Source organism: Sediminihabitans luteus (assembly GCF_002797595.1).
Taxonomy (GTDB): Bacteria; Actinomycetota; Actinomycetes; order Actinomycetales; family Cellulomonadaceae; genus Paraoerskovia; species Paraoerskovia lutea.
Map to the genome: position 1 here is coordinate 117014 of NZ_PGFE01000003.1, position 18912 is coordinate 135925.

20 protein-coding genes are annotated in these 18912 nt (G+C 74.6%); 3 read left to right on the plus strand and 17 right to left on the minus strand.

Going from position 1 to position 18912, the window contains the following annotated elements:
• Positions 1-69 precede the first annotated feature (69 nt).
• Positions 70-768, minus strand: a complete 699-nt coding sequence (locus CLV28_RS10200) for a response regulator transcription factor (RefSeq protein WP_100423231.1) — start codon at positions 766-768, stop codon at positions 70-72.
• On the minus strand, positions 765-2042 hold the full coding sequence (locus CLV28_RS10205; protein ID WP_239073053.1) for a sensor histidine kinase: 1278 nt from the start codon (positions 2040-2042) through the stop codon (positions 765-767). The genes CLV28_RS10200 and CLV28_RS10205 overlap by 4 nt, the downstream gene beginning before the upstream one ends.
• A 235-nt stretch (positions 2043-2277) precedes the next feature.
• On the opposite strand from CLV28_RS10205, the gene phoU reads away from it, so the two are divergent.
• Positions 2278-2955, plus strand: coding sequence for a phosphate signaling complex protein PhoU (gene phoU / locus CLV28_RS10210; RefSeq protein ID WP_100423232.1), 678 nt, complete (start codon positions 2278-2280; stop codon positions 2953-2955).
• Between the two features lie 74 nt (positions 2956-3029).
• Here the strand turns inward: phoU and CLV28_RS10215 are convergent, their stop codons facing one another.
• Positions 3030-3767 (minus strand): phosphoglyceromutase, encoded by a 738-nt coding sequence (locus CLV28_RS10215; RefSeq protein ID WP_100423233.1) that lies wholly within the window; start codon positions 3765-3767, stop codon positions 3030-3032.
• Positions 3768-3852: 85 nt separating this feature from the next.
• Between CLV28_RS10215 and CLV28_RS10220 the strand changes: the two genes are divergently transcribed.
• Positions 3853-4293, plus strand: a complete 441-nt coding sequence (locus CLV28_RS10220) for a nitroreductase family deazaflavin-dependent oxidoreductase (RefSeq protein ID WP_100423234.1) — start codon at positions 3853-3855, stop codon at positions 4291-4293.
• A gap of 40 nt (positions 4294-4333) precedes the next feature.
• On the opposite strand, the gene CLV28_RS10225 is transcribed toward CLV28_RS10220, so the two are convergent.
• Positions 4334-4963, minus strand: a complete 630-nt coding sequence (locus CLV28_RS10225; protein WP_100423235.1) for a TetR/AcrR family transcriptional regulator — start codon at positions 4961-4963, stop codon at positions 4334-4336.
• 87 nt (positions 4964-5050) lie between these two features.
• Here CLV28_RS10225 and CLV28_RS10230 point away from each other — a divergent pair, with 87 nt between their 5' ends.
• Complete coding sequence (locus tag CLV28_RS10230; RefSeq protein WP_100423236.1) at positions 5051-5893, plus strand: SDR family NAD(P)-dependent oxidoreductase; 843 nt, start codon at positions 5051-5053, stop codon at positions 5891-5893.
• A gap of 50 nt (positions 5894-5943) precedes the next feature.
• Here the strand turns inward: CLV28_RS10230 and mshA are convergent, their stop codons facing one another.
• The 13 genes from mshA to CLV28_RS10295 all read right to left on the minus strand — a co-directional run bounded on the left by mshA (position 5944) and on the right by CLV28_RS10295 (position 18904).
• Positions 5944-7212, minus strand: coding sequence for a D-inositol-3-phosphate glycosyltransferase (mshA, locus tag CLV28_RS10235; protein ID WP_100423237.1), 1269 nt, complete (start codon positions 7210-7212; stop codon positions 5944-5946).
• Positions 7213-7253: 41 nt separating this feature from the next.
• Positions 7254-8390, minus strand: coding sequence for a lactonase family protein (locus tag CLV28_RS10240; protein ID WP_100423238.1), 1137 nt, complete (start codon positions 8388-8390; stop codon positions 7254-7256).
• Between the two features lie 200 nt (positions 8391-8590).
• On the minus strand, positions 8591-8929 hold the full coding sequence (locus tag CLV28_RS10245; RefSeq protein WP_100423239.1) for a histone-like nucleoid-structuring protein Lsr2: 339 nt from the start codon (positions 8927-8929) through the stop codon (positions 8591-8593).
• Between the two features lie 92 nt (positions 8930-9021).
• Positions 9022-9213 (minus strand): hypothetical protein, encoded by a 192-nt coding sequence (locus CLV28_RS10250; RefSeq protein ID WP_100423240.1) that lies wholly within the window; start codon positions 9211-9213, stop codon positions 9022-9024.
• A gap of 19 nt (positions 9214-9232) precedes the next feature.
• A complete protein-coding gene (gene lysS, locus CLV28_RS10255; RefSeq protein WP_170062663.1) occupies positions 9233-10759 on the minus strand; it encodes a lysine--tRNA ligase in 1527 nt (508 codons plus the stop codon).
• A gap of 57 nt (positions 10760-10816) precedes the next feature.
• Entirely contained in the window at positions 10817-11656 is an 840-nt protein-coding gene (gene nadC / locus CLV28_RS15830; RefSeq protein ID WP_239073067.1) for a carboxylating nicotinate-nucleotide diphosphorylase, read from the minus strand.
• A 168-nt stretch (positions 11657-11824) separates the two neighbouring features.
• A complete protein-coding gene (locus tag CLV28_RS15835; RefSeq protein WP_100423242.1) occupies positions 11825-13528 on the minus strand; it encodes an L-aspartate oxidase in 1704 nt (567 codons plus the stop codon).
• Entirely contained in the window at positions 13525-13968 is a 444-nt protein-coding gene (gene panD / locus CLV28_RS10270; protein ID WP_239073068.1) for an aspartate 1-decarboxylase, read from the minus strand. Before panD ends, CLV28_RS15835 begins: the two co-directional genes overlap by 4 nt.
• Before the next feature lie 26 nt (positions 13969-13994).
• Positions 13995-14891, minus strand: a complete 897-nt coding sequence (gene panC / locus CLV28_RS10275; RefSeq protein WP_203968058.1) for a pantoate--beta-alanine ligase — start codon at positions 14889-14891, stop codon at positions 13995-13997.
• Between the two features lie 77 nt (positions 14892-14968).
• A complete protein-coding gene (locus tag CLV28_RS10280) occupies positions 14969-16000 on the minus strand; it encodes a Rossmann-like and DUF2520 domain-containing protein (protein WP_100423245.1) in 1032 nt (343 codons plus the stop codon).
• Positions 15997-17724, minus strand: a complete 1728-nt coding sequence (locus tag CLV28_RS10285) for a PH domain-containing protein (protein WP_100423246.1) — start codon at positions 17722-17724, stop codon at positions 15997-15999. The genes CLV28_RS10280 and CLV28_RS10285 overlap by 4 nt, the downstream gene beginning before the upstream one ends.
• Before the next feature lie 137 nt (positions 17725-17861).
• Positions 17862-18365, minus strand: coding sequence for a PH domain-containing protein (locus CLV28_RS10290; protein WP_100423247.1), 504 nt, complete (start codon positions 18363-18365; stop codon positions 17862-17864).
• 23 nt (positions 18366-18388) lie between these two features.
• Positions 18389-18904: a DUF3180 domain-containing protein gene (locus CLV28_RS10295; protein ID WP_100423456.1), complete on the minus strand. Its 516-nt coding sequence runs from the start codon at positions 18902-18904 to the stop codon at positions 18389-18391.
• Positions 18905-18912: the final 8 nt, after the last annotated feature.

The window sequence follows — 18912 nt, forward strand, 5'->3', positions numbered from 1 at the left end:
CCCGAGTGAACTGGCGGTGAACAGTGGCTGGCCGGTTCTCCCGCGCGGGGCGCGCGTGACGGGATCACGTCACGCGACGTCGTCCGCGATCTTGTAGCCGAGGCCGCGGACCGTCACGAGGTACCGGGGCGAGGACGGGTCGGGCTCGATCTTGGCCCGCACGCGCTTGACGTGGACGTCGAGGGTCTTGGTGTCGCCGACGTAGTCCGAGCCCCACACGCGGTCGATGAGCTGGCCCCGCGTGAGCACGCGGCCGGCGTTGCGCAGCAGCAGCTCGAGCAGCTCGAACTCCTTGAGCGGGAACGCGACGGGCGACCCGTGCACGAGCACCGTGTGCCGGTCGACGTCCATGCGCACGTGCCCGACGGCGAGCGGCTCGTCGCCGTCCGCGTCGTGCACGGCCTCGGGGTTGCGCCGGCGCAGCACCGCGCGCACCCGCGCGAGCAGCTCGCGGAACGAGTACGGCTTGGTCACGTAGTCGTCCGCACCCAGCTCGAGGCCGACGACCTTGTCGATCTCGGAGTCCTTGGCCGTGAGCATGATGACGGGCACGTCGCCGCGCTGGCGCAGCTCACGGCACACCTCGGTGCCGCTCAGGCCGGGGAGCATGAGGTCGAGCAGCACGATGTCGGCGCCGCCGTCGTCGTACGCGGCGAGGGCCTCGTGCCCGTCGGCCGCGGCCACGACGTCGTACCCCTCACGGGTGAGCTGATAGGTCAACGGGTCGCGGTAGGACTCCTCGTCCTCCACCACGAGGATGCGCGTCACGCATCCACCTCCTTGGTCGGTGATTCCGGGTCGTTCGGACCGGCCCCGGCGGGGCGGGTCGGGGTCTGCGGCTCCACGGGCGGGCCGACGACGCCGGGGGCGGCGTCGGTCCCGAGGTCCAGCTCGTCGTCGACGACGATCACGGTCGACTCGTGGGCCGCGGGGATGCGGAGCGTGAAGGTCGACCCGCGGCCGGGCTCGGACCACATGGTCACCTCGCCGCCGTGGTCGGCCGCGATGTGCTTGACGATGCTCAGGCCGAGGCCCGTGCCGCCCGTGTCGCGCGAGCGCGCCGGGTCGACGCGGTAGAAGCGCTCGAACACGCGGTCCTGCGAGTCGGGGGCGATCCCGATCCCCTGGTCGACGACCGCGATCTCGACCAGGCCCGCGCCGCTCGCGATCGACACGCCCACGCCCACGCGCGTGCCCTGGTTCGAGTACGCGACCGCGTTGTCGAGCAGGTTGCGCAGGGCCGTCACGAGCAGCGCGTGGTCGCCGTAGACGACGGCGTCGAGCTCGCCGCCCGTGGTGATCGTGATGCCCTTGCCCTGCGCGGTCGTGCGGGCCCGGTCGACCGCCTCGTCGATCACGTCGCGCACCGGGACGGTCGTGACCGCCTTGAGCGCGCCCGCGACCTGGAGCCGGGACAGTTCGATGATCTCCTGCACGAGCGCGGAGAGCCGCGCCGCCTCGCGCTGCATGCGCTCCGTGAAGCGCCGCACCGCGACGGGGTCGTCCGCGGCGTCCTGGACCGTCTCGGCGAGCAGCGCGAGCGCGCCCACCGGCGTCTTGAGCTCGTGCGAGACGTTCACGACGAAGTCGCGACGGATCAGCTCGACGCGCCGCGCCTCGGTGCGGTCCTCGGCGAGCACCAGGATGTTCTGCGCCGAGATCTGCGCGACGCGCACCTGGAGCAGCACCGTGCCGCGGCCGACCGGGCCGCGCGGCAGCTCGAGCTCCTCGTCGCGGATCACCCCGTCGCGGCGCACCGCGTCCACGAGGTCGCGGATCGCGGCGTGCGCGATCGCGTCGTCCCGCACCACCCCGAGCGCGTAGGCCGGCGGGCTCGCCCGCAGCACGTCGCCGTCCGCGTCGAGCACGACCGCCGCCGAGCGCAGCACCGCGAGCACGCGGACGAGGCCCTCCTCGAGCTCGTTCTGCGGGTTCTCCGTCTCGCCGTGCTGCACGCGCTCGGACCACCGGAAGGCGAACGCGGCGACCACGCCCACGACGACGCCCAGGACGCCCACGACGACCAGCGTCAGCCCTCCCACGAGATTCACCTCACCGTCGATCACACCCACAGCGTACGGTCACGTCCGGGCCCGCCCGGCTGCGGCGTCCGACACCCGGTCACGCGTCCCCGACTGTTCACCTTCGCGGGGGGCGGCGTTCACCTGACGTCCCGCGCCGACTCATCTGACGGTGCGAACGTGCGACGGTACGCACCATCCATCACCACGACAGACCACACAGGGAGCCCCACCCGGCACCCGTGAAAGGGCACCCATGCGGGAGATCTTCGAGGCCGAGCTCAAGCAGGTCGGCGACGACCTCGTCGAGATGAGCACGCTCGTCGTCCAGGCCATCGACAAGGCGGGCCGCGCGCTCCTCGGCGCGAACCTCGCGCTCGCGCAGGAGGTCATCGTCGCCGACCAGGCGATCGACAGCATCGAGCAGGACCTCGACGAACGCTGCGTGCTCCTGCTCGCGCAGCAGGCGCCCGTCGCGACCGACCTGCGCGTCGTCGTGAGCGCGCTGCGCATGAGCGCGACGCTCGAGCGCATGGGCGACCTCGCGCGGCACATCGCCGAGATCGCCCGCGGGCGCTACCCCTCCCCCGCGACGCCCGCGCTGCGCGACACGTTCGAGGCGATGCACGAGGCCGCGACGCGCGCCGCGCGCCGCGTCGAGCACGTGCTGACGACGCACGAGCTCGAGGGCGCCGAGGAGATCGAGCGCGACGACCAGGTGCTCGACGACCTGCACCAGGGCACGTTCGCGGCGATGCTCGGCGGCACGTGGGAGGCGGGCCCCCAGGAGACCGTCGACGTGACCCTCCTGAGCCGCTACTACGAGCGGTTCGGCGACCACGCGGTGTCGATCGCGCACCGCGTGACGTTCCTCGTCACGGGCGAGTTTGTCAACGCCGCGCACTCCGAGCCGGAGAGCGGCTCGAACGACTGACCGGCACCCGGACGACGGACGGCGCCGCACCCCCCCGGGGGTGCGGCGCCGTCGTGCGTGCGGGTGCCGGTGCGTCAGCGGCCCTGGTTCGCGACCGCGGCGATCGCGTCCGCGGCGGCGGCCGGGTCGAGGTACGTGCCGCCCTTGGTCACGGGCACGAGGTTCTCGTCGAGCTCGTACAGCAGCGGGATGCCCGTGGGCACGTTGAGGCCCGCGATGTCGTCGTCCGAGATGCCGTCGAGGTGCTTGATGATCGCGCGCAGCGAGTTGCCGTGCGCGGCGACGAGGACGGTCTTGCCGGCCTTGAGGTCGGGCACGACCTCGCCCTCCCAGTACGGCAGGGCGCGCTCGAGCACGTCCTTGAGGCACTCGGTCTGCACGACCGGGGCGTCGGCGTAGCGCGGGTCGGCGTCCTGCGAGAACTCCGAGCCCAGCTCGATCGCGGGCGGCGGCGTGTCGTACGAGCGGCGCCAGAGCATGAACTGCTCCTCGCCGAACTCCTCGAGCGTCTGCTTCTTGTCCTTGCCCTGGAGCGCACCGTAGTGGCGCTCGTTGAGGCGCCAGCTGCGCTTGACGGGGATCCAGTGGCGGTCCGCGGCGTCGAGCGCGAGGTTCGACGTCATGATCGCGCGGCGCAGCAGCGACGTGTGGACGACGTCGGGGAGCACGCCCGCGTCCGTCAGCAGGGTGCCGCCGCGCTTCGCCTCCTCGACGCCCTTCTCCGAGAGGGCCACGTCGACCCAGCCGGTGAACAGGTTCTTGGCGTTCCATTCGCTCTCGCCGTGGCGGAGCAGCACGAGGGTGTAGGTCATGGTTCCCATCCTGCCCCAGCCCACCCCCCGGCGGCATCCGCGTCCCGAGTGGTGACCCGGACGCGACCGGGCGTTGAATGGTCGTATGCCCGTCACCGGAGAGTACGAACCCCTCAAGGACCCCCACGCGGCGGGCCAGGTCGCCGAGTACGAGGCCTCGGGAGGCACGAGGAGCACGACCATGCGGGGCCGCCCCGTCGTGATCGTCACGATGCGCGGCGCGACGTCGGGCAAGGTCCGCAAGGTGCCGCTCATGCGCGTCGAGCACGACGGCACGTACGCGATCGTCGCGTCCAAGGGCGGGGCGCCCCAGCACCCGGTCTGGTACCGCAACCTCGCGGCCGACCCGCACGTCGAGGTCCAGGACGGCCCCGACAAGCACGACTACGTCGCGCGCGAGGTGCACGACGACGAGCGCGACCTGTGGTGGGAGCGCGCGGTCGCCGCGTGGCCGGACTACGCGCAGTACGCCGAGCGCACCGACCGCCTCATCCCGGTCGTCGTGCTCGAGCCCGTCGAGGGCTGACCGCCGCGCGGCGTTCGCCCCGGGCCGGCGGCGGTCGGGCTCACGGTGCGGGGGTGCGGACCCCGCTGTGCCGGGAGATCGCGCCCATCGCCGCGTCGAGGCACGCGGCGAAGGGCTCGCCCCGCGACTGGGAGTGCGCGTGGGCCGTCAGCAGCGCCGCGAAGGCGGCAGCGGCCAGCGCTGCGGCGTCGACGGCGCCCCAGTCGGAGGTGCGGCGCCGCTCCTCGCGGGCCTGGAGCTCCTGGGCGACGAGGTCCTGGGCCTTCTGCATGCGCTGGAGGTAGCCGGCGCGGAGGGACTCCGAGGACTGGATCACGCGGTCCATCTCGACGGCGCGCGGACCGAGCACCGGATCGCTGCCGTACGCCACGGCGTCGTCGAACATGCGCCGGAGCGCGACCCAGGCCGGCTCGTCGTCCGGGCGCTCGGCCAGCGCGCGGACGAAGGACTCGCCGTGCCGGTCGACCTTGCCGAGCACGACCTCCTCCTTGCTGGCGAAGTACCGGAAGAAGCTCCGCTTCGACATTCCCGCCGCGGCTGCGATCTGGTCGACCGTGACCGCCTCGAAACCCAGCTCGGCGAAAAGGTTCTGGGCGACGTCGATCAGCTCGGAGCGCACCGCCCTGCGCGTGCGGTCACGGAGCGTCTCGTGGTCGGCGGTCGAACTCATACTCCGAGGATAGCCGACGACACACTTGACACCCGGTGACAGGTTCGACGTATGGTGGCGGTCGAATCGAACGCAAGGAGCGGATCCATGGGCCAGCGCACCATCGTCATCACCGGGGCTTCCGACGGGATCGGGGCGGCAGCCGCGCGACAGCTCGCCGCACGGGGCGAACGCCTGCTGCTCGTGGGCCGCCGCCGCGACAAGCTCGAGGCCGTGGCGCGCCCCCTGGGCGCCGAGACCTTCGTCGCCGACTTCGAGCGACTCTCCGACGTGCGCACGCTCGCCCAGGAGATCCAGGAACGGACCGACCGCATCGACGTCCTCGCGAACAACGCCGGCGGGGTCTTCGCCGAGCGCGTCGTGACGGAGGACGGCAACGAACGCACCATGCAGGTCAACCACTACGCCGGGTTCCTGCTGACCAACCTGCTGATCGACGTCCTGCTCGCCAGCGACGCCAAGGTCGTCAACACCTCGAGCGTCGGCGCGCACGCGTTCGGCAAGATCGACCTCGCCGACCTCGACGCGACGACGAAGTACAAGACCATGAAGGCCTACGGCGACTCCAAGCTCGCCAACATCCTGTTCGCGAAGGGGCTGCACGCCCGGTACCACGACCAGGGCCTGAGCGCGGTCGCGCTGCACCCGGGCAACATCGCGTCCAACTTCGGCAAGGAGACCGGCAACGCGATGATGAAGGCCATCTACAAGAGCCCGCTCGCCCGCCTGCTGTCCACGCCCGAGTCGGGGGCCGACAACCTCGTCTGGGCGATGGACGGCACGCCCGGCGTCACCTGGCAGTCGGGTGAGTACTACACCGACAAGCGCAAGCCCAACCCGCAGCAGGACGACGCCGCGCTGGCGACCGCGCTGTGGGCCGAGAGCGCACGCCGCACGGGCCTGACGCCCACGCTCGACCCCACGCCCTGAACGCACCGGCGCCGAACCACCCGCGCCGCCACGCTCCCCCGGCCGCTGCGCTACCCTCGGCGCCGCGTGCGCTCCTCGCGCGCGAGGTCGTAGACCTTGAGCACCTGCTCGGCCGCGTCGTCCCAGCTGAACCGCTCGGACGCCGCCCGGGCACCCGCGGCGAGGCGCGCGCGCCGCACGTCGTCGTCGAGCAGCGCGCCGAGCTCGGCGGCCCACGTCACGGGGTCGTGGTCGGGCACGAGGACGCCCGAGGCGCCGTCCGCGACGACGTGCCGCAGCCCGCCGACCGCCGCGGCCACGACCGGGGTGCCGCACGCCTGCGCCTCGGCCGCGACGAGGCCGAACGACTCGTTGTGCGACGGGACCGCGACGAGGTCCGCCGCGCGGAACCAGTCCGCCAGGCCCGCCCGGTCGGCGGGGGGCCGCACCACGACGTGCTCCGCGACGCCCTCGGTGTGCGCGAGCGCCTCGAGCTCGCGCACGGCCGAGCGGCGCCCCGACGAGCCGCCGAGCACGACGAGCGTCGGGACCGGCTGGCCCGCCGCGCGCATGACCCCGAGCGCCCGCACGAGCACGTCCGGCCCCTTGAGCGGCTGCACGCGGCCCGCGAACACGACGAGGCCGGCTTCGGCGTCTGACACCCCGAGGGCCGCGCGCAGGTCGGCGCGGCGCGTCCCCTCGGGCGCCGGGGCGAACGTCCCGAGGTCCACGCCCGGCGCGACCACGTGCACGGTCGACGGGTCCGCGTGGTAGAGCGCGACGAGGTCCTCAGCCTCGGCCTGCGTCGAGGCGACGAGCGCGTCCGCCTCGGCCACGACCTGCTCCTCGCCGATCACCCGGCCCTGCGGCTCGGGGCGGTCGCCCGGCGCGAGCGCCGCGTTCTTGACCCGGGCCATGGTGTGCATGGTGTGCACGAGCGGCACGTCCCAGCGGTCCGCGACGAGCCAGCCGACCTCGCCCGAGAGCCAGTAGTGGCTGTGCACCACGTCGTACCAGCCGGGGGCGCGGCTCGCCTCGGTGCGCAGCGCGCCCGCGGCGAACGCGCACAGCTGTCCCGGCAGGTCGTTCTTGTCGAGCCCCTCGAACGGCCCCGCCGGGACGTGACGCACGAGCACGCCCGGTGCGAGCTCGACCTCGCGCGGCTGCGCCGACGACGTCGCGCGCGTGAAGATCTCGACCTGCGCCCCGCGCCGCGCGAGCGCCTGCGCGAGCTCGGTCACGTACACGTTCATGCCGCCCGCGTCGCCCGTGCCCGGCTGGTCCAGGGGCGACGTGTGCACGGACAGCATCGCGACGCGCGGCCCGGTCGAAGAGGTCATGCCTCCAGTATCCGTCCCCTCGGGCGTGCCCTGCCCCGCGGTCAGCCGCGGCCCACGAGAACGCACGCGGGCGACGGCAGGTCGAGCGACGCGAGCAGCTCGGCCTCGCCCGAGGCGCGGTCGACCCGCAGCGTCGCGAGGTTGCCCGAGGTCTGGTTCGCGACGACGAGGACGTCGGCCGCGACGTCCGCCCCGTCGAGCTCGTCGCCCTGCGCGGCGACGACCGCGAAGTGCCGCGGCCACGCTCCCCCGATCGGGGCGTCGCCCAGGTGCACGAGGGTCACGGGCGCGTCGTCCGCCGCGACGACCTCGAACGACGCCACGACGTCCGCGCCGCGCACCGCGACGAACACGCGCCGGCCGTCCGCGCTGAGCGCGACGTGCGACGGGTAGTTCGCGCCGTCGACCGGGGCCGGCGCGCGCGTGACGTCGTACCGGGCGACGACCTCGGGCTCGGCCGCGGCACCGTCGCCGAGCGACACGACCACGACCGCCGGGTCGAGCTCGCACGCGACCAGCACGGCCCCGTCGACCACCACGAAGTGCCGCGGACCGCTGCCCGCAGGCATCTCGACCTCGCCGATCGGCGCGCCGTCCGCGGCGTACCGCACGAGGCGGTCGGCGCCGAGGTCGGCCGCCCACCACTCGTCGCCGACCGCGCCCACGAAGTGCGCGTGCGGGCCCTCCTGGCGGTCGGTGACCGGCCCTGACCCGGCGTGCTGGTCCACGCGGGCCTCCCCGGTGACCGCACCGCCGTCGTCGACCGGGATGCGCGCGACCGTGCCCGAGCCGTAGTTCGCGACGCGCACCGCGTCGCCCGCCGCGACGACGTGGCACGGGTACGCACCACCCGTGGGCAGGACCGGGTCGGGATGCTCGGCGAGGGTCTCGCCCGCGGCGTCGACCGCGTACGCCGTCAGGGCGCCGTCCTGCACCTCGGTGACCGCGTACAGCGTGCGCCCGCTCGGGTGCAGGGCGACGAACGACGGCGAGCCGACCTCGACCACGCGCCGCGCCCCCGAGAGCGCGCCCGTGCGGGGGTCGACGTCGACGCGCCACACACCCTCACCCGTGCCCACGCCCTGGTCGGGACCGGCGTGCGGGTACGTGCCGATCCACAGCGGGATCGTGCGGGGGGACGTCAGGTCGGACGGCGTGCGCTCGGGCGTCGTGGTCATGCGACGACCCTACCGACTGCGACCGCACGGCCGGCCGCGCGGTCCGGGCCGCGGGGCCGGCCGGACCGTGCAGGGCCGGACGCTGCAGGGCCGGACGCTGCAAGAACGGACGCAGCAGGGCAGGACGCCGCAGGGCCCCGGCCGATCGGCCGGGGCCCTGCGGGTGGTGCGGGAGCGTCCGTGGACGCGCCGGGGGTGCGTCAGTGCGCGGCGTCGTACGCCTGCTGCACCTCGACCGCGATGCGGCCACGCTCGTTGACCTTGTAGCCGTTCGCGCGCGCCCACTCGCGGACCTCGGTCGCGTTGGAGCTCGCCGACGAGCTCGCGCGACGCGTGCCGCGCGACGCGCGTGCCGGGGTGCTGCGACCCTGCTTGCGCGCATTCCCGATCCACTCGGCAAAAGAATCACGCAGCTTCTGCGCGTGCTCGGTGCTCAAATCGATCTCGTACGCGACGCCGTCGAGCGAGAACGACACGGTCTCGTCCGCCGAGCTGCCGTCGAGGTCGTCGGTCAGAATGACCTGGATCTTCTGGGCCACGTGTGCCTGCCTCTGATCGGAGGAATACTGCTTCGTCACCGACGAGTTTGGCACGACGAATGCATTTCGTCAAAGAACGCGGGCGGACATTTCTATTTCTCGTCCGCGGAATGCGTTCTCGCGGCGGCCGCGTCCCGCGCGTCCTCCTCGGCCTCCATGCGCGCGACCGCGGCCCGCTCGGTGCGGTCGGCGCGGATCACCGCGCGCATCGCGACCCAGAACAGCAGGCCCACGCCGATCGACGGGACGAGCGCCCCGACGGAGATCCAGAAGGTGTTGTCCACGGCGACGATCCTACGCTCGTCAGGCCTGCGGCTTGACGAGCGGGAACAGGATCGTCTCGCGGATCCCCAGGCCGGTGAGCGACGTGATGAGCCGGTCGACGCCCATGCCCATGCCGCCCGAGGGCGGCATCGCGTACTCCATGGCCGTGAGGAAGTCCTCGTCGAGCCGCATCGCCTCGACGTCGCCGGCCGCCGCGAGCAGCGCCTGCGCCTCGAAGCGCTCGCGCTGCACGACCGGGTCCACGAGCTCGGAGTACGCCGTCGCCTGCTCCATGCCGCGGATGTACAGGTCCCACTTCTCGACCATGCCCGGACGCGTGCGGTGGGCGCGCGTGAGCGGCGACGTGTCGACCGGGAAGTCCCGCACGAACGTCGGCGCGTACAGGTGGTCGCCCACCAGGTGCTCCCACACGAGCTCGACGAGCTTGCCGTGCGTCGCGGACTTCGGGTCGTAGCCGACCTCGAGCCGGTCCGCGGTCGCACGCAGCCACGCGACCTCGGTCTCGGGCGTGACCTCCTCGCCGAGCGCCTCGGAGAGCGAGTCGTACAGCGAGATCGCGGCCCAGTCGCCGCCGAGCTCGTACTCCTCGCCGCTCGCGAGCGTGACCGTCGTGGTGCCCAGCACGTCCTGCGCGGCGCGCTGGATCAGGTTCTTGGTCAGCGCGGCCATGGTGTCGTAGTCGCCGTAGGCCTCGTACGCCTCGAGCATCGCGAACTCCGGCGAGTGCGTCGAATCGGCGCCCTCGTTGCGGAAGTTCCGGTTGATCTCGAAGACCTTCTCGATTCCGCCGACCACCGCGCGCTTGAGGTAGAGCTCGGGGGCGATACGCATGAACAGGTCGATGTCGAATGCATTCATGTGCGTCACGAAAGGCCGTGCCGCGGCACCGCCGGCGACGGTCTGGAGCATCGGCGTCTCGATCTCCAGGAATTCCCGGGAATGGAAGTTCTCGCGCAGCGAGCGCACCACGCCGGAACGCAGGCGGACGACGTCGCGCGCCTCGGGCCGCACGATGAGGTCGACGTAGCGCTGGCGCACGCGGGCCTCCTCCGAGAGCTCCTTGTGCAGCGTCGGCAGGGGGCGCAGCGACTTGGCGGCGATCTGCCACGCGTCGGCGAACACGCTCAGCTCGCCGCGGCGCGAGCTGCCCACGCGCCCGTGCGCGAACAGGTGGTCGCCCAGGTCGACGTCGGCCTTGAACGTCGCGAGCGACTCCTCGCCGACCACGGCCTGGCTCAGCATGACCTGGAGACGGTTGCCCTCGCCGTCCTGCAGCGTCACGAAGCACAGCTTGCCCGTGTTGCGCAGGAACACCACGCGCCCGGCCACGCCGACGAGGTCGTCGGTCTCGACGCCCGTCTCGAGGTGACCCCACTGCTCGCGCACCTGCGCGATCGTGTGCGTGCGGGCCACGCCCACCGGGTACGCGTCGTCGCCGCGCTCGATGATGCGGTCGCGCTTCTCGCGGCGCACGCGCACCTGCTCGGGCAGGTCGTCGACGACGTCCGCAGGGTCGACGGCGGGCGCCGTCGCGTCGGTGGGCACGGCAGGAGCAGCGGAGTTCTCGGGGGTCACGCCCCCGAGTCTACCGAGCGCGCCGCGTCAGCCGCGCAGGTCGAGCGCGAGGTCGAGGATGGGCGCCGAGTGCGTGAGCGCGCCGACCGACAGGTAGTCGACGCCCGTGAGCGCGACCTCGCGCGCACGGTCGAGCGTGAGGTTGCCCGTGGCCTCGAGCTCGACCCGGCCCAGCTCGCCCTCGCGCGCGCGCACCGCCGCGACCGTCCCGGCGAGCACCGCCGTGGGCATGTTGTCGAGCAGCAGGAAGTCCGCGCCCGCGTCGAGCGCCTCCATGGCCTGCGCCTGCGTGTCCGCCTCGACCTGGATCAGCACGTCGGGGAACCGCGAGCGCACCGCCTCGATCGCGCCGCGCACCGACCCGGCGGCGACGACGTGGTTGTCCTTGACCATCGCGACGTCGTGCAGGCCCATGCGCTTGTTGGTGCCGCCGCCCGCACGGACCGCGTACTTGTCGAGCGCGCGCAGCCCCGGGGTGGTCTTGCGCGTGTCGAGCACCTGCGCGCCCGTACCGTCGAGCGCGAGCGCCCACGCACGGGTCGCGGTCGCGACGCCGCTCGCCCGGCTCGCCAGGTTCAGCAGGGTGCGCTCGGCCGTCAGGAGCACCTGCGTGGGGCCGGTGAGGGTCGCGAGCACCTGGCCGCGCACCACCGCGTCGCCGTCCTGCGCCGCGAAGGCGGCGCGGGGCGTCGGCAGCCCGAAGCGGGCCGCGACCTGGCCGAGCGTCTCGGCCACGACGACGAGGCCCGCGGCGACGCCGTCCGCCCGTGCGACGAGGTCGGCCGTGCCGGTCGCGGACGCCGGGACCGTGGCCTGGGTCGTGACGTCGCGGCCCGGCGCCGGGCCGAGGTCCTCGTCGAGCGCGATCTCGACCGTGCGCGCGACCCAAGCGGGGTCGAGCGGCGGCTCGACGGTCGACGGGACGGTCGTGGCAGGGTCCGTCGTGGCGGGGTCCGTCGTGGCGGGGTCCGTCGTGGCGTGATCGGTCGGGGCGGCGGCAGCGTGGTTCACGGCCGCAACGCTACCCGCCCGCCGTCAGCGGACGTCGAGCACGCCGTCGGCGTCGAGGGCGACCGTGACGCGGCGCGCCCAGGCAGGGTCCGGCGCGGGGAAGTCCGCGCGGTAGTGGCCGCCGCGCGACTCGGTGCGGGCGAGCGCGGCGTGCGTGAGCACGGTCGCGACCTGGTGCACGTTCGTGGTCTCCCACTCGGCGGCCTGCGGCTCGGCCACGACGCCCGAGGGCATCCCCGCGGCGGCGAGCGTCGACCCGCGGTGCGCGTCGGTGCGGACCGCCGCGAGCCGGGTCGCGGCGTGCCGCAGCCCGTCGGCGCTGCGGATCGGCCCGGGCCCGGCCGAGGCGATCGACTGGATGCGCGAGCGCGCCGCCGCCGGGACGAGCGCGGACCCGCCCGACCGCACGGCCGGCTCGCCCCGGCGCAGCGTGCCGTCGGCCACGCGCGAGGCGATGTCGTGCGCGGCGCGGTGCGCGAACACGAGGCCCTCGAGCAGCGAGTTCGACGCGAGCCGGTTCGCGCCGTGCACGCCCGTGCACGCGACCTCGCCGACCGCGTACAGGCCCTCGACGCTCGAGCGTCCGTGCAGGTCGGTCACGACCCCGCCCGAGTGGTAGTGCTGCGCGGGCGCGACGGGAACGGGCTCCTCGGTCACGTCGATCCCGAGCTCGAGCAGCCGCGCCGTGATCGACGGGAAGCGGGCGCGCAGGAACGCGGCGCCGAGGTGCCGCGCGTCGAGGAGCACGTGGTCGGAGCCCGTCGCCGCGAGCCGGCGCACGATCGCGTGCGCGACGACGTCGCGCGGGGCGAGCTCGGCCATCGGGTGCACCGCGGGCATGAACCGCACGCCGTCGGTGTCGAGCAGCACCGCGCCCTCGCCGCGCACGGCCTCGGAGATGAGCGGGAGCTGGCCCTTGGTCCCCGTGCCGAGCCACAGGACCGTGGGGTGGAACTGCACGAACTCGAGGTCGCCGAGCACCGCGCCCGCGCGCAGCGCCGCGGCCGTGCCGTCGCCCGTGGCCGCGGCCGGGTTGGTCGACGAGCGGTAGGTCTGGCCGATCCCGCCCGTGGCCAGCACCACGGCCGCCGCGAGCGCCCGCCCGACGCCGTCGCGCGAGCCCGTGCCGCGCACGTGGAGCGTCACGCCGCACGCCGCGCCGTCCGCGGTCGTCAGGACGTCGAGCACGAGCGCGTTCTCGACCACCTCGATGCCGGGGTCGGAGCGCACGGCCTCGATCTGCGCGACCAGGGCGCGGGCGATCTCGGCGCCCGTCGCGTCGCCGCCGGCGTGCGCGATGCGGTCGGCGTGGTGCCCGCCCTCGCGCGTGAGCGCGATGCCGCCGCCGGGCGCGGTGTCGAACACGGCGCCGCGCGCGACGAGCTCGCGCACGCGCGCGGGCCCCTCGGTCACGAGCACCTCGACGGCCTCGGGGTCGCAGACGCCGCCCCCGGCCGCGAGCGTGTCCGCGAGGTGCGCGGCGGGCGAGTCGTCGGGGTCGAGCGCCGCGGCGATGCCGCCCTGCGCCCACACGGTCGAGCCGGACAGCAGCTGGCCCTTGGTCACGAGCAGCACGCGCGGCACGCGCGTGCGCAGCTCGAGCGCGGCGGTCAGCCCGGCGATGCCCGAGCCGACGACGATCGCGTCGGCCGTCGTGGTCCACCCCGGGTCGGGGGCGGCGAGGTTCCGCGCGAGGCGCGGCGGGCCGAGGAGGTCCGTGCGGGTCACTCGGCGGCGGAGGTGGCGGCGACCGGCACCTGGAAGCCGTGGATCGGCACGCCGCTGGGCTCGAGGTCGAAGCCGTCGGGCACCTGCCCGGGCTCCTGCGAGACCTCGACGATGCGGTTCTGCGCGTCGACGAACACGACGTTCGGGAGGAACTCGCGCGCGTCGGCCGAGGACATCTGGCCGTAGGCGATGAGGATCACGATGTCGCCGGGGCGCACGTGGTGCGCCGCGGCCCCGTTGATGCAGATCTCGCCCTTGCCGCGCTCGCCCGGGATCACGTAGGTGCTCAGGCGTGACCCGTTGGTCACGTCGACCACGTCGACCTTCTCGCCCGGGTAGAGGTCGGCCGCCTCGAGGAGGTCGACGTCGACCGTGATCGACCCGACGTAGTGCAGGTTCGCCTGCGTGACGGTCGCGCGGTGGATCTTGCCGATCATCATCGTCCGCTGCAACGAAGCCGGAGCCTTCACGCCTGTGCCTTCCATGAGCCGTCCTGCGCGGGTACGTGCACCGCCAGGTTGTCGAGGAGCCGGGTCGCGCCCACGCGCGCCGCGACGAGGAGGAGCGCCTGCCCCGTGAACGTCGCCCCGACCTCCTCTACGGTAACCGGGTCGACCAGGGCCAGGTAATCCACGACAACGCCCGGGTGCTCGTTGAGCATTCCCGCGGCGGCCGCGAGCACGTTCGCCGCGCCCTCGCCCGCCTCGGCCGCGGCCGCGCCCGCGCGCAGCGCCGCGCTCAGCGCCAGCCCGTCGGCCCGCTCCTCGGGCGACAGGTACGCGTTGCGCGACGACATCGCGAGGCCGTCGGCGTCGCGCGCGGTGGACACGCCCACGACCTCGACGTCCAGGTCGAGGTCGCGCACCATGCGGCGCACCGCGAGGAGCTGCTGCGCGTCCTTCTCGCCGAACACCGCGACGTCGGGCCGCACGAGGTGCAGGAGCTTGAGCACGACGGTCAGCACGCCGTCGAAGTGGCCGGGGCGGTGCGTGCCCTCGAGCACGTCGCCGAGGCGACCGGCCGAGACGCGCACCACGGGGTCGCCGTCGGGGTAGACGACGTCGGGCGCGGGCGCGAACACGAGGTCGGCACCCACGGTCGCGAGCCGGGCGACGTCGCCGTCGAGGTCGCGCGGGTAGCGGTCGAGGTCCTCCCCCGCCCCGAACTGCAGCGGGTTGACGAAGATCGTCACGACGACCTGCCCCTGGGGGCCGACCGCCTCGCGCGCACGCTCGACGAGGCTCAGGTGCCCCGCGTGCAGGGCGCCCATGGTCATGACGACGGCGCGGCGCTCGCCCCCGAGCGCGGCGCGCAGCGCCTCGCGGGTGGTGACGACGCTGGGGCCGGCGGGTCCGGTGGTCACGCTCGTGGTCGCGCTCGTGCCGGACGACGCGGGCGGCGTCGGTCCGGGCGTACGGGGTGCCGGGACGGCGGGCTGGGTCACTGCCCCTCCTCGAGGACGTCGAGCAGCTGCTCGGCCTGGTGGTCGGTGATGCGCCCGACCGCGAGCGCGCGCCGTGCGGCGTCGCGCGAGAGCTCACGGTAGGACGACGGGAGGTCCGTCGCGCCGGCCCGCGCGGCGAGGTCCTCGAACGCCCGCAGGTGCTCGACGACCGTGCCGACGTCGCCGCGCGACACGGGACCGGTCAGCGCCGCGATCGCGCCCGGACCGGAGGGTTCGGGCACGTCGTCGCCCGGCACGCCGTCGCCGGGCGCACCACCCCCCGGCGCCCGAGCCCCCGGCACGGCGCCGGTCGGGTCGGCGAACGCGCCGAGGCCGGGGCTCGCGGCGTCCGCGGCCCGCACGGCCCCGTCGAGGGCGGCGGCGAGGAGCGGGGAGAGCGCGCGCCCGGGCTGCGCCACGCCCGCCGCGGCGAGCGCCTGCGCGGCCTGCGCGACCAGCACCACCAGGTGGTTCGCGCCGTGCGCGAGGGCCGCGTGGTACAGGCCGCGCGCCTCCTCCGCGACGACCACGGGCTCGCCGCCGAGCTCGACGACGAGCGCCTGCCCGATCGGCTGGACCGGGGCGGGCGACGTGACCGCGAACGTCGTGCCCTCGAGCCGCGCGAGGTCGAGCGACGTGCCCGTGAACGTCATCGCCGGGTGGATCGCGAGCGGGATCGCGCCCTGCGCACGGGCCGGGGCGAGCACCTCGACCCCGTACCGGCCCGAGGTGTGCACCACGAGCTGACCCGGCTGCCACGCGCCGGTGCCCGCGAGCCCCGCGACGAGGTCGGCCAACGCGTCGTCCGGCACCGCGAGCAGCACGAGCTCGGCGCGCTCGACGACGTCGGCGACCTCGAGCACGGGCACGCCCGGCAGGAGCGTCTCGGCGCGCTCGAGCGAGGCCTGCGAGATCGCGCTCACGCCGACCACGGCGTGGCCGACGGCGCGCAGCGCGCTGCCGAGCACCGCGCCCACGCGCCCCGCACCGACCACGCCGACGCCGAGGCGTCCCGGCCGCGCGCTCACGACTCGTCCCCGACGACCGCGAGCACCGAGCGCATCCACTGCTCGGGCCCCGCGTGCTCGCGGGCCCGCCGGGCCCGGGCCGCCTGCGCGTCGATGAGCGCGGCGGCGTCGCGCTCGTCGAGGTGCGCGACCGACGGGCTCACGGGCCCCGGCGTCGAGTGGACCGCGAAGGACGCGACACCGAGACGACGCTGCAGCGGCCCCTGGTCGAGCCCGAGCGACTGCGTGCGCTCGTGCGGCACCACGACGGTCGAGCGGACGAAGCGCCCCCGGCGCAGCAGCAGCGCGGTGCCCGTGACCGCGAAGCCCTGGCGCTGCCAGGCCCACGGGTCGAGCCAGCGCGCCCGGCGCGGTGCGGTCGTGAACCGTTCGCCAGGGCCCGAGCCGACGAGCGCCTCGTCGAGCACCTCGCGCGCGTGCGCGTCGCCGAGGTCGGGCAGCACGAGCCACAGCGCCGTGAGCGCCTCGTCGCGCGTGCCGACGGGCAGCAGCACGCTCGAGCTCTCCGACGTGACGCCGTACCCGGCGACGTTGACCTCGACGCGCCACCAGTCGCGGTCGCGCCACAGCATCCCCTGGTGGAGCTGCACGGCCTGCACGCGCCCGGGCGGGATGGTCTGCGCGCGCGACTCGAGCAGACCGTGGCGCAACCGCACCCCGTCGGGCGAGATCGCGCTGCGGAACCCGAACTCGCCCGAGAACCGCGAGAACAGGAACCCGCCCGCGCCGAGCGCCGCGGGCAGCGCCGCGTATGCGATCGAGAGGTCGCGCGTGCCGATCGCGACGCCGACCAGCGCGGCCACGCCCACGACGAACGCGACGAACGGCAGCGACCGCACGAGCGACCACACGAGCCGCCCGGGGGCGAGCTCCAGCACGGGGCGCTCGGGCGCCTCGACCGCGAGGCCGAGGCCGTGCGCGGGGGTCCCGGGGACGAGCCCGGGCGTGCCGGCGGGAGTGGCAGGGGTGGACGCCGCGGCGCCGGCCGTCGCAGCCTCGACCGTCACAGCGTCGGCCGTCGCAGCATCGACCATCGCAGCGTCGGCCCCGGTCGGGTCGGCCGGGGCTTCCCCCGGACCCGTCGCGACGGACGGCGCGTGACCCGCGGACGACGCGTGGCCGGCACCGTCGTTGGCCGGGTGACCCGGCACCCCGGCTGCGGCGTCCGGTCGGCGCGCGACACCGGCCGCCCGCGCGAGGATCTCGTTGCGCAGCTGCTCGGCGTCCGCGAGACGCAGGAAGCCGATCCGGACCGCCGAGTCCGCGCCTCCTGCGACCTCGAGGCGCAGCTCGGCGAGTCCCACGAGCCGCCCGAGCAGCGGCTGGTTGAGGTCGACCGCCTGCAGACGGGTGAGGCGCGCGTTGCGCTGCTGCTTGAACAGGATCCCGGTGCGCAGGTGCACCGAGTCGTCGTCGATCGCGAACGACGTCTTGCGCCACGCGAGCGCCGAGATCCCGAGGGCGCCGAGCAGGAGCACGACGACGCCCAGGAGCACCTGGACCCAGTACCGGGTGAGGTCGAGGCCGTCGCCCGAGACGACGCCGCCGAACGACTGCTGCCCCACGACCACGAGCACCGCGACCAGCACCGCCCAGCCGCGCACGAGCGGCGTGACGGGGTGCACGCGCCGCCAGTCGAGACCCGCTGCCGGGTCCGCCGTCGCGCCCTTGGGCACGGCGTCCTGCGCGACGACCCCCGAGGGCGTCGCGCGGTCCGTGGGCATTGCGTCGTCCGAGGGCATTGCGTCGTCCGAGGGCATTGCGTCGTCCGAGGGCGTCAGGTCCGTGGGCGCCGGGTCTGTGAGCGCCGGGTCTGTGAGCGCAGGATCCGTGGGCGCAGGGTCGTGCACGGGGCGCTCGCTCACAGGCCGGCCAACCGGGCCTGGCCGCGCTCCGACAGGCGGTCACGCAGGCGGGCCGCCTCGGCCGGCGGCAGCCCCGGCACCGCCGCGTCGGTCGCGGGCGACGCGGTGTGGAGCTGGACCTTGGCGATCCCGAAGCGCGCCGCGAAGGGACCGGCCTCGACGTCCACGTACTGCAGGCGGCCGTACGGGACCACGACGAGCGAGCGGAACATGATGCCGCGTCGGATCAGCAGGTCGTCGTCCCGCTCGGCGTACCGGGTCGCACGCACCTGACGCGGCACGAGCACGCAGGACCAGACGAACACCGCGGCGGGCACGCCGGCGAGCAGCCACCACCAGGGGGCGGACAGGAGGACGGCGAGCAGCGCACCCACGACCACGGGCACCGCGCACACGATCCCCACCACGAGCAGCCGCGCGGGGACGAGGCGCGGCGAGACCGACGACCACTCGACCCCCGCAGGGTCGAACGGGCCGGGATGCGTGGGCTGTGGGTCCATGCCCGCATTGTGCCACCCGGGGCTCAGGCGCGGGCCCCGGCCTCGTCGTCCTCCCCGTCGTCGAACCCCGGACGGCGGGTGCGCCCCGCCGCGTCGTCGCCGTCGTCCGGCGGGAGCCGGCAGAACGACTCGGCGACGAGCCCGGCCGCCGTGAGCAGCAGCGCGCACACCGCCGCGACCAGCGCGGCCACGGCCTTCTCCCGACGCGCGTCGACCCCGAGCTCGGCGGCGAAGCGCACCGCCTGCCCCGCGTACCAGCCGAACAGCAGCACGCCGGCCAGCGCCGCCGACTTCGCGAGCACCAGCGTCCGTGCGGCCCGCACCCCCGAGAGCGACGGTCGTCTGCCCCGCAGGTACGAGCGCACCGTCCAGCCCGCCCAGAGCACGGCACCCGCGAGCACGACGAGCGTGACGTCGACCGCCCACGGGACACCGGCCAGGAAGACGCCGGAGTCCTCGAGCAGGCCCACGACCGCCCAGCTCGCGGCCGTCGCGAGGAGCGCGACGATCACGAGGGTGCGCAGGCGTGTGCGCTGCACGGTCGGGC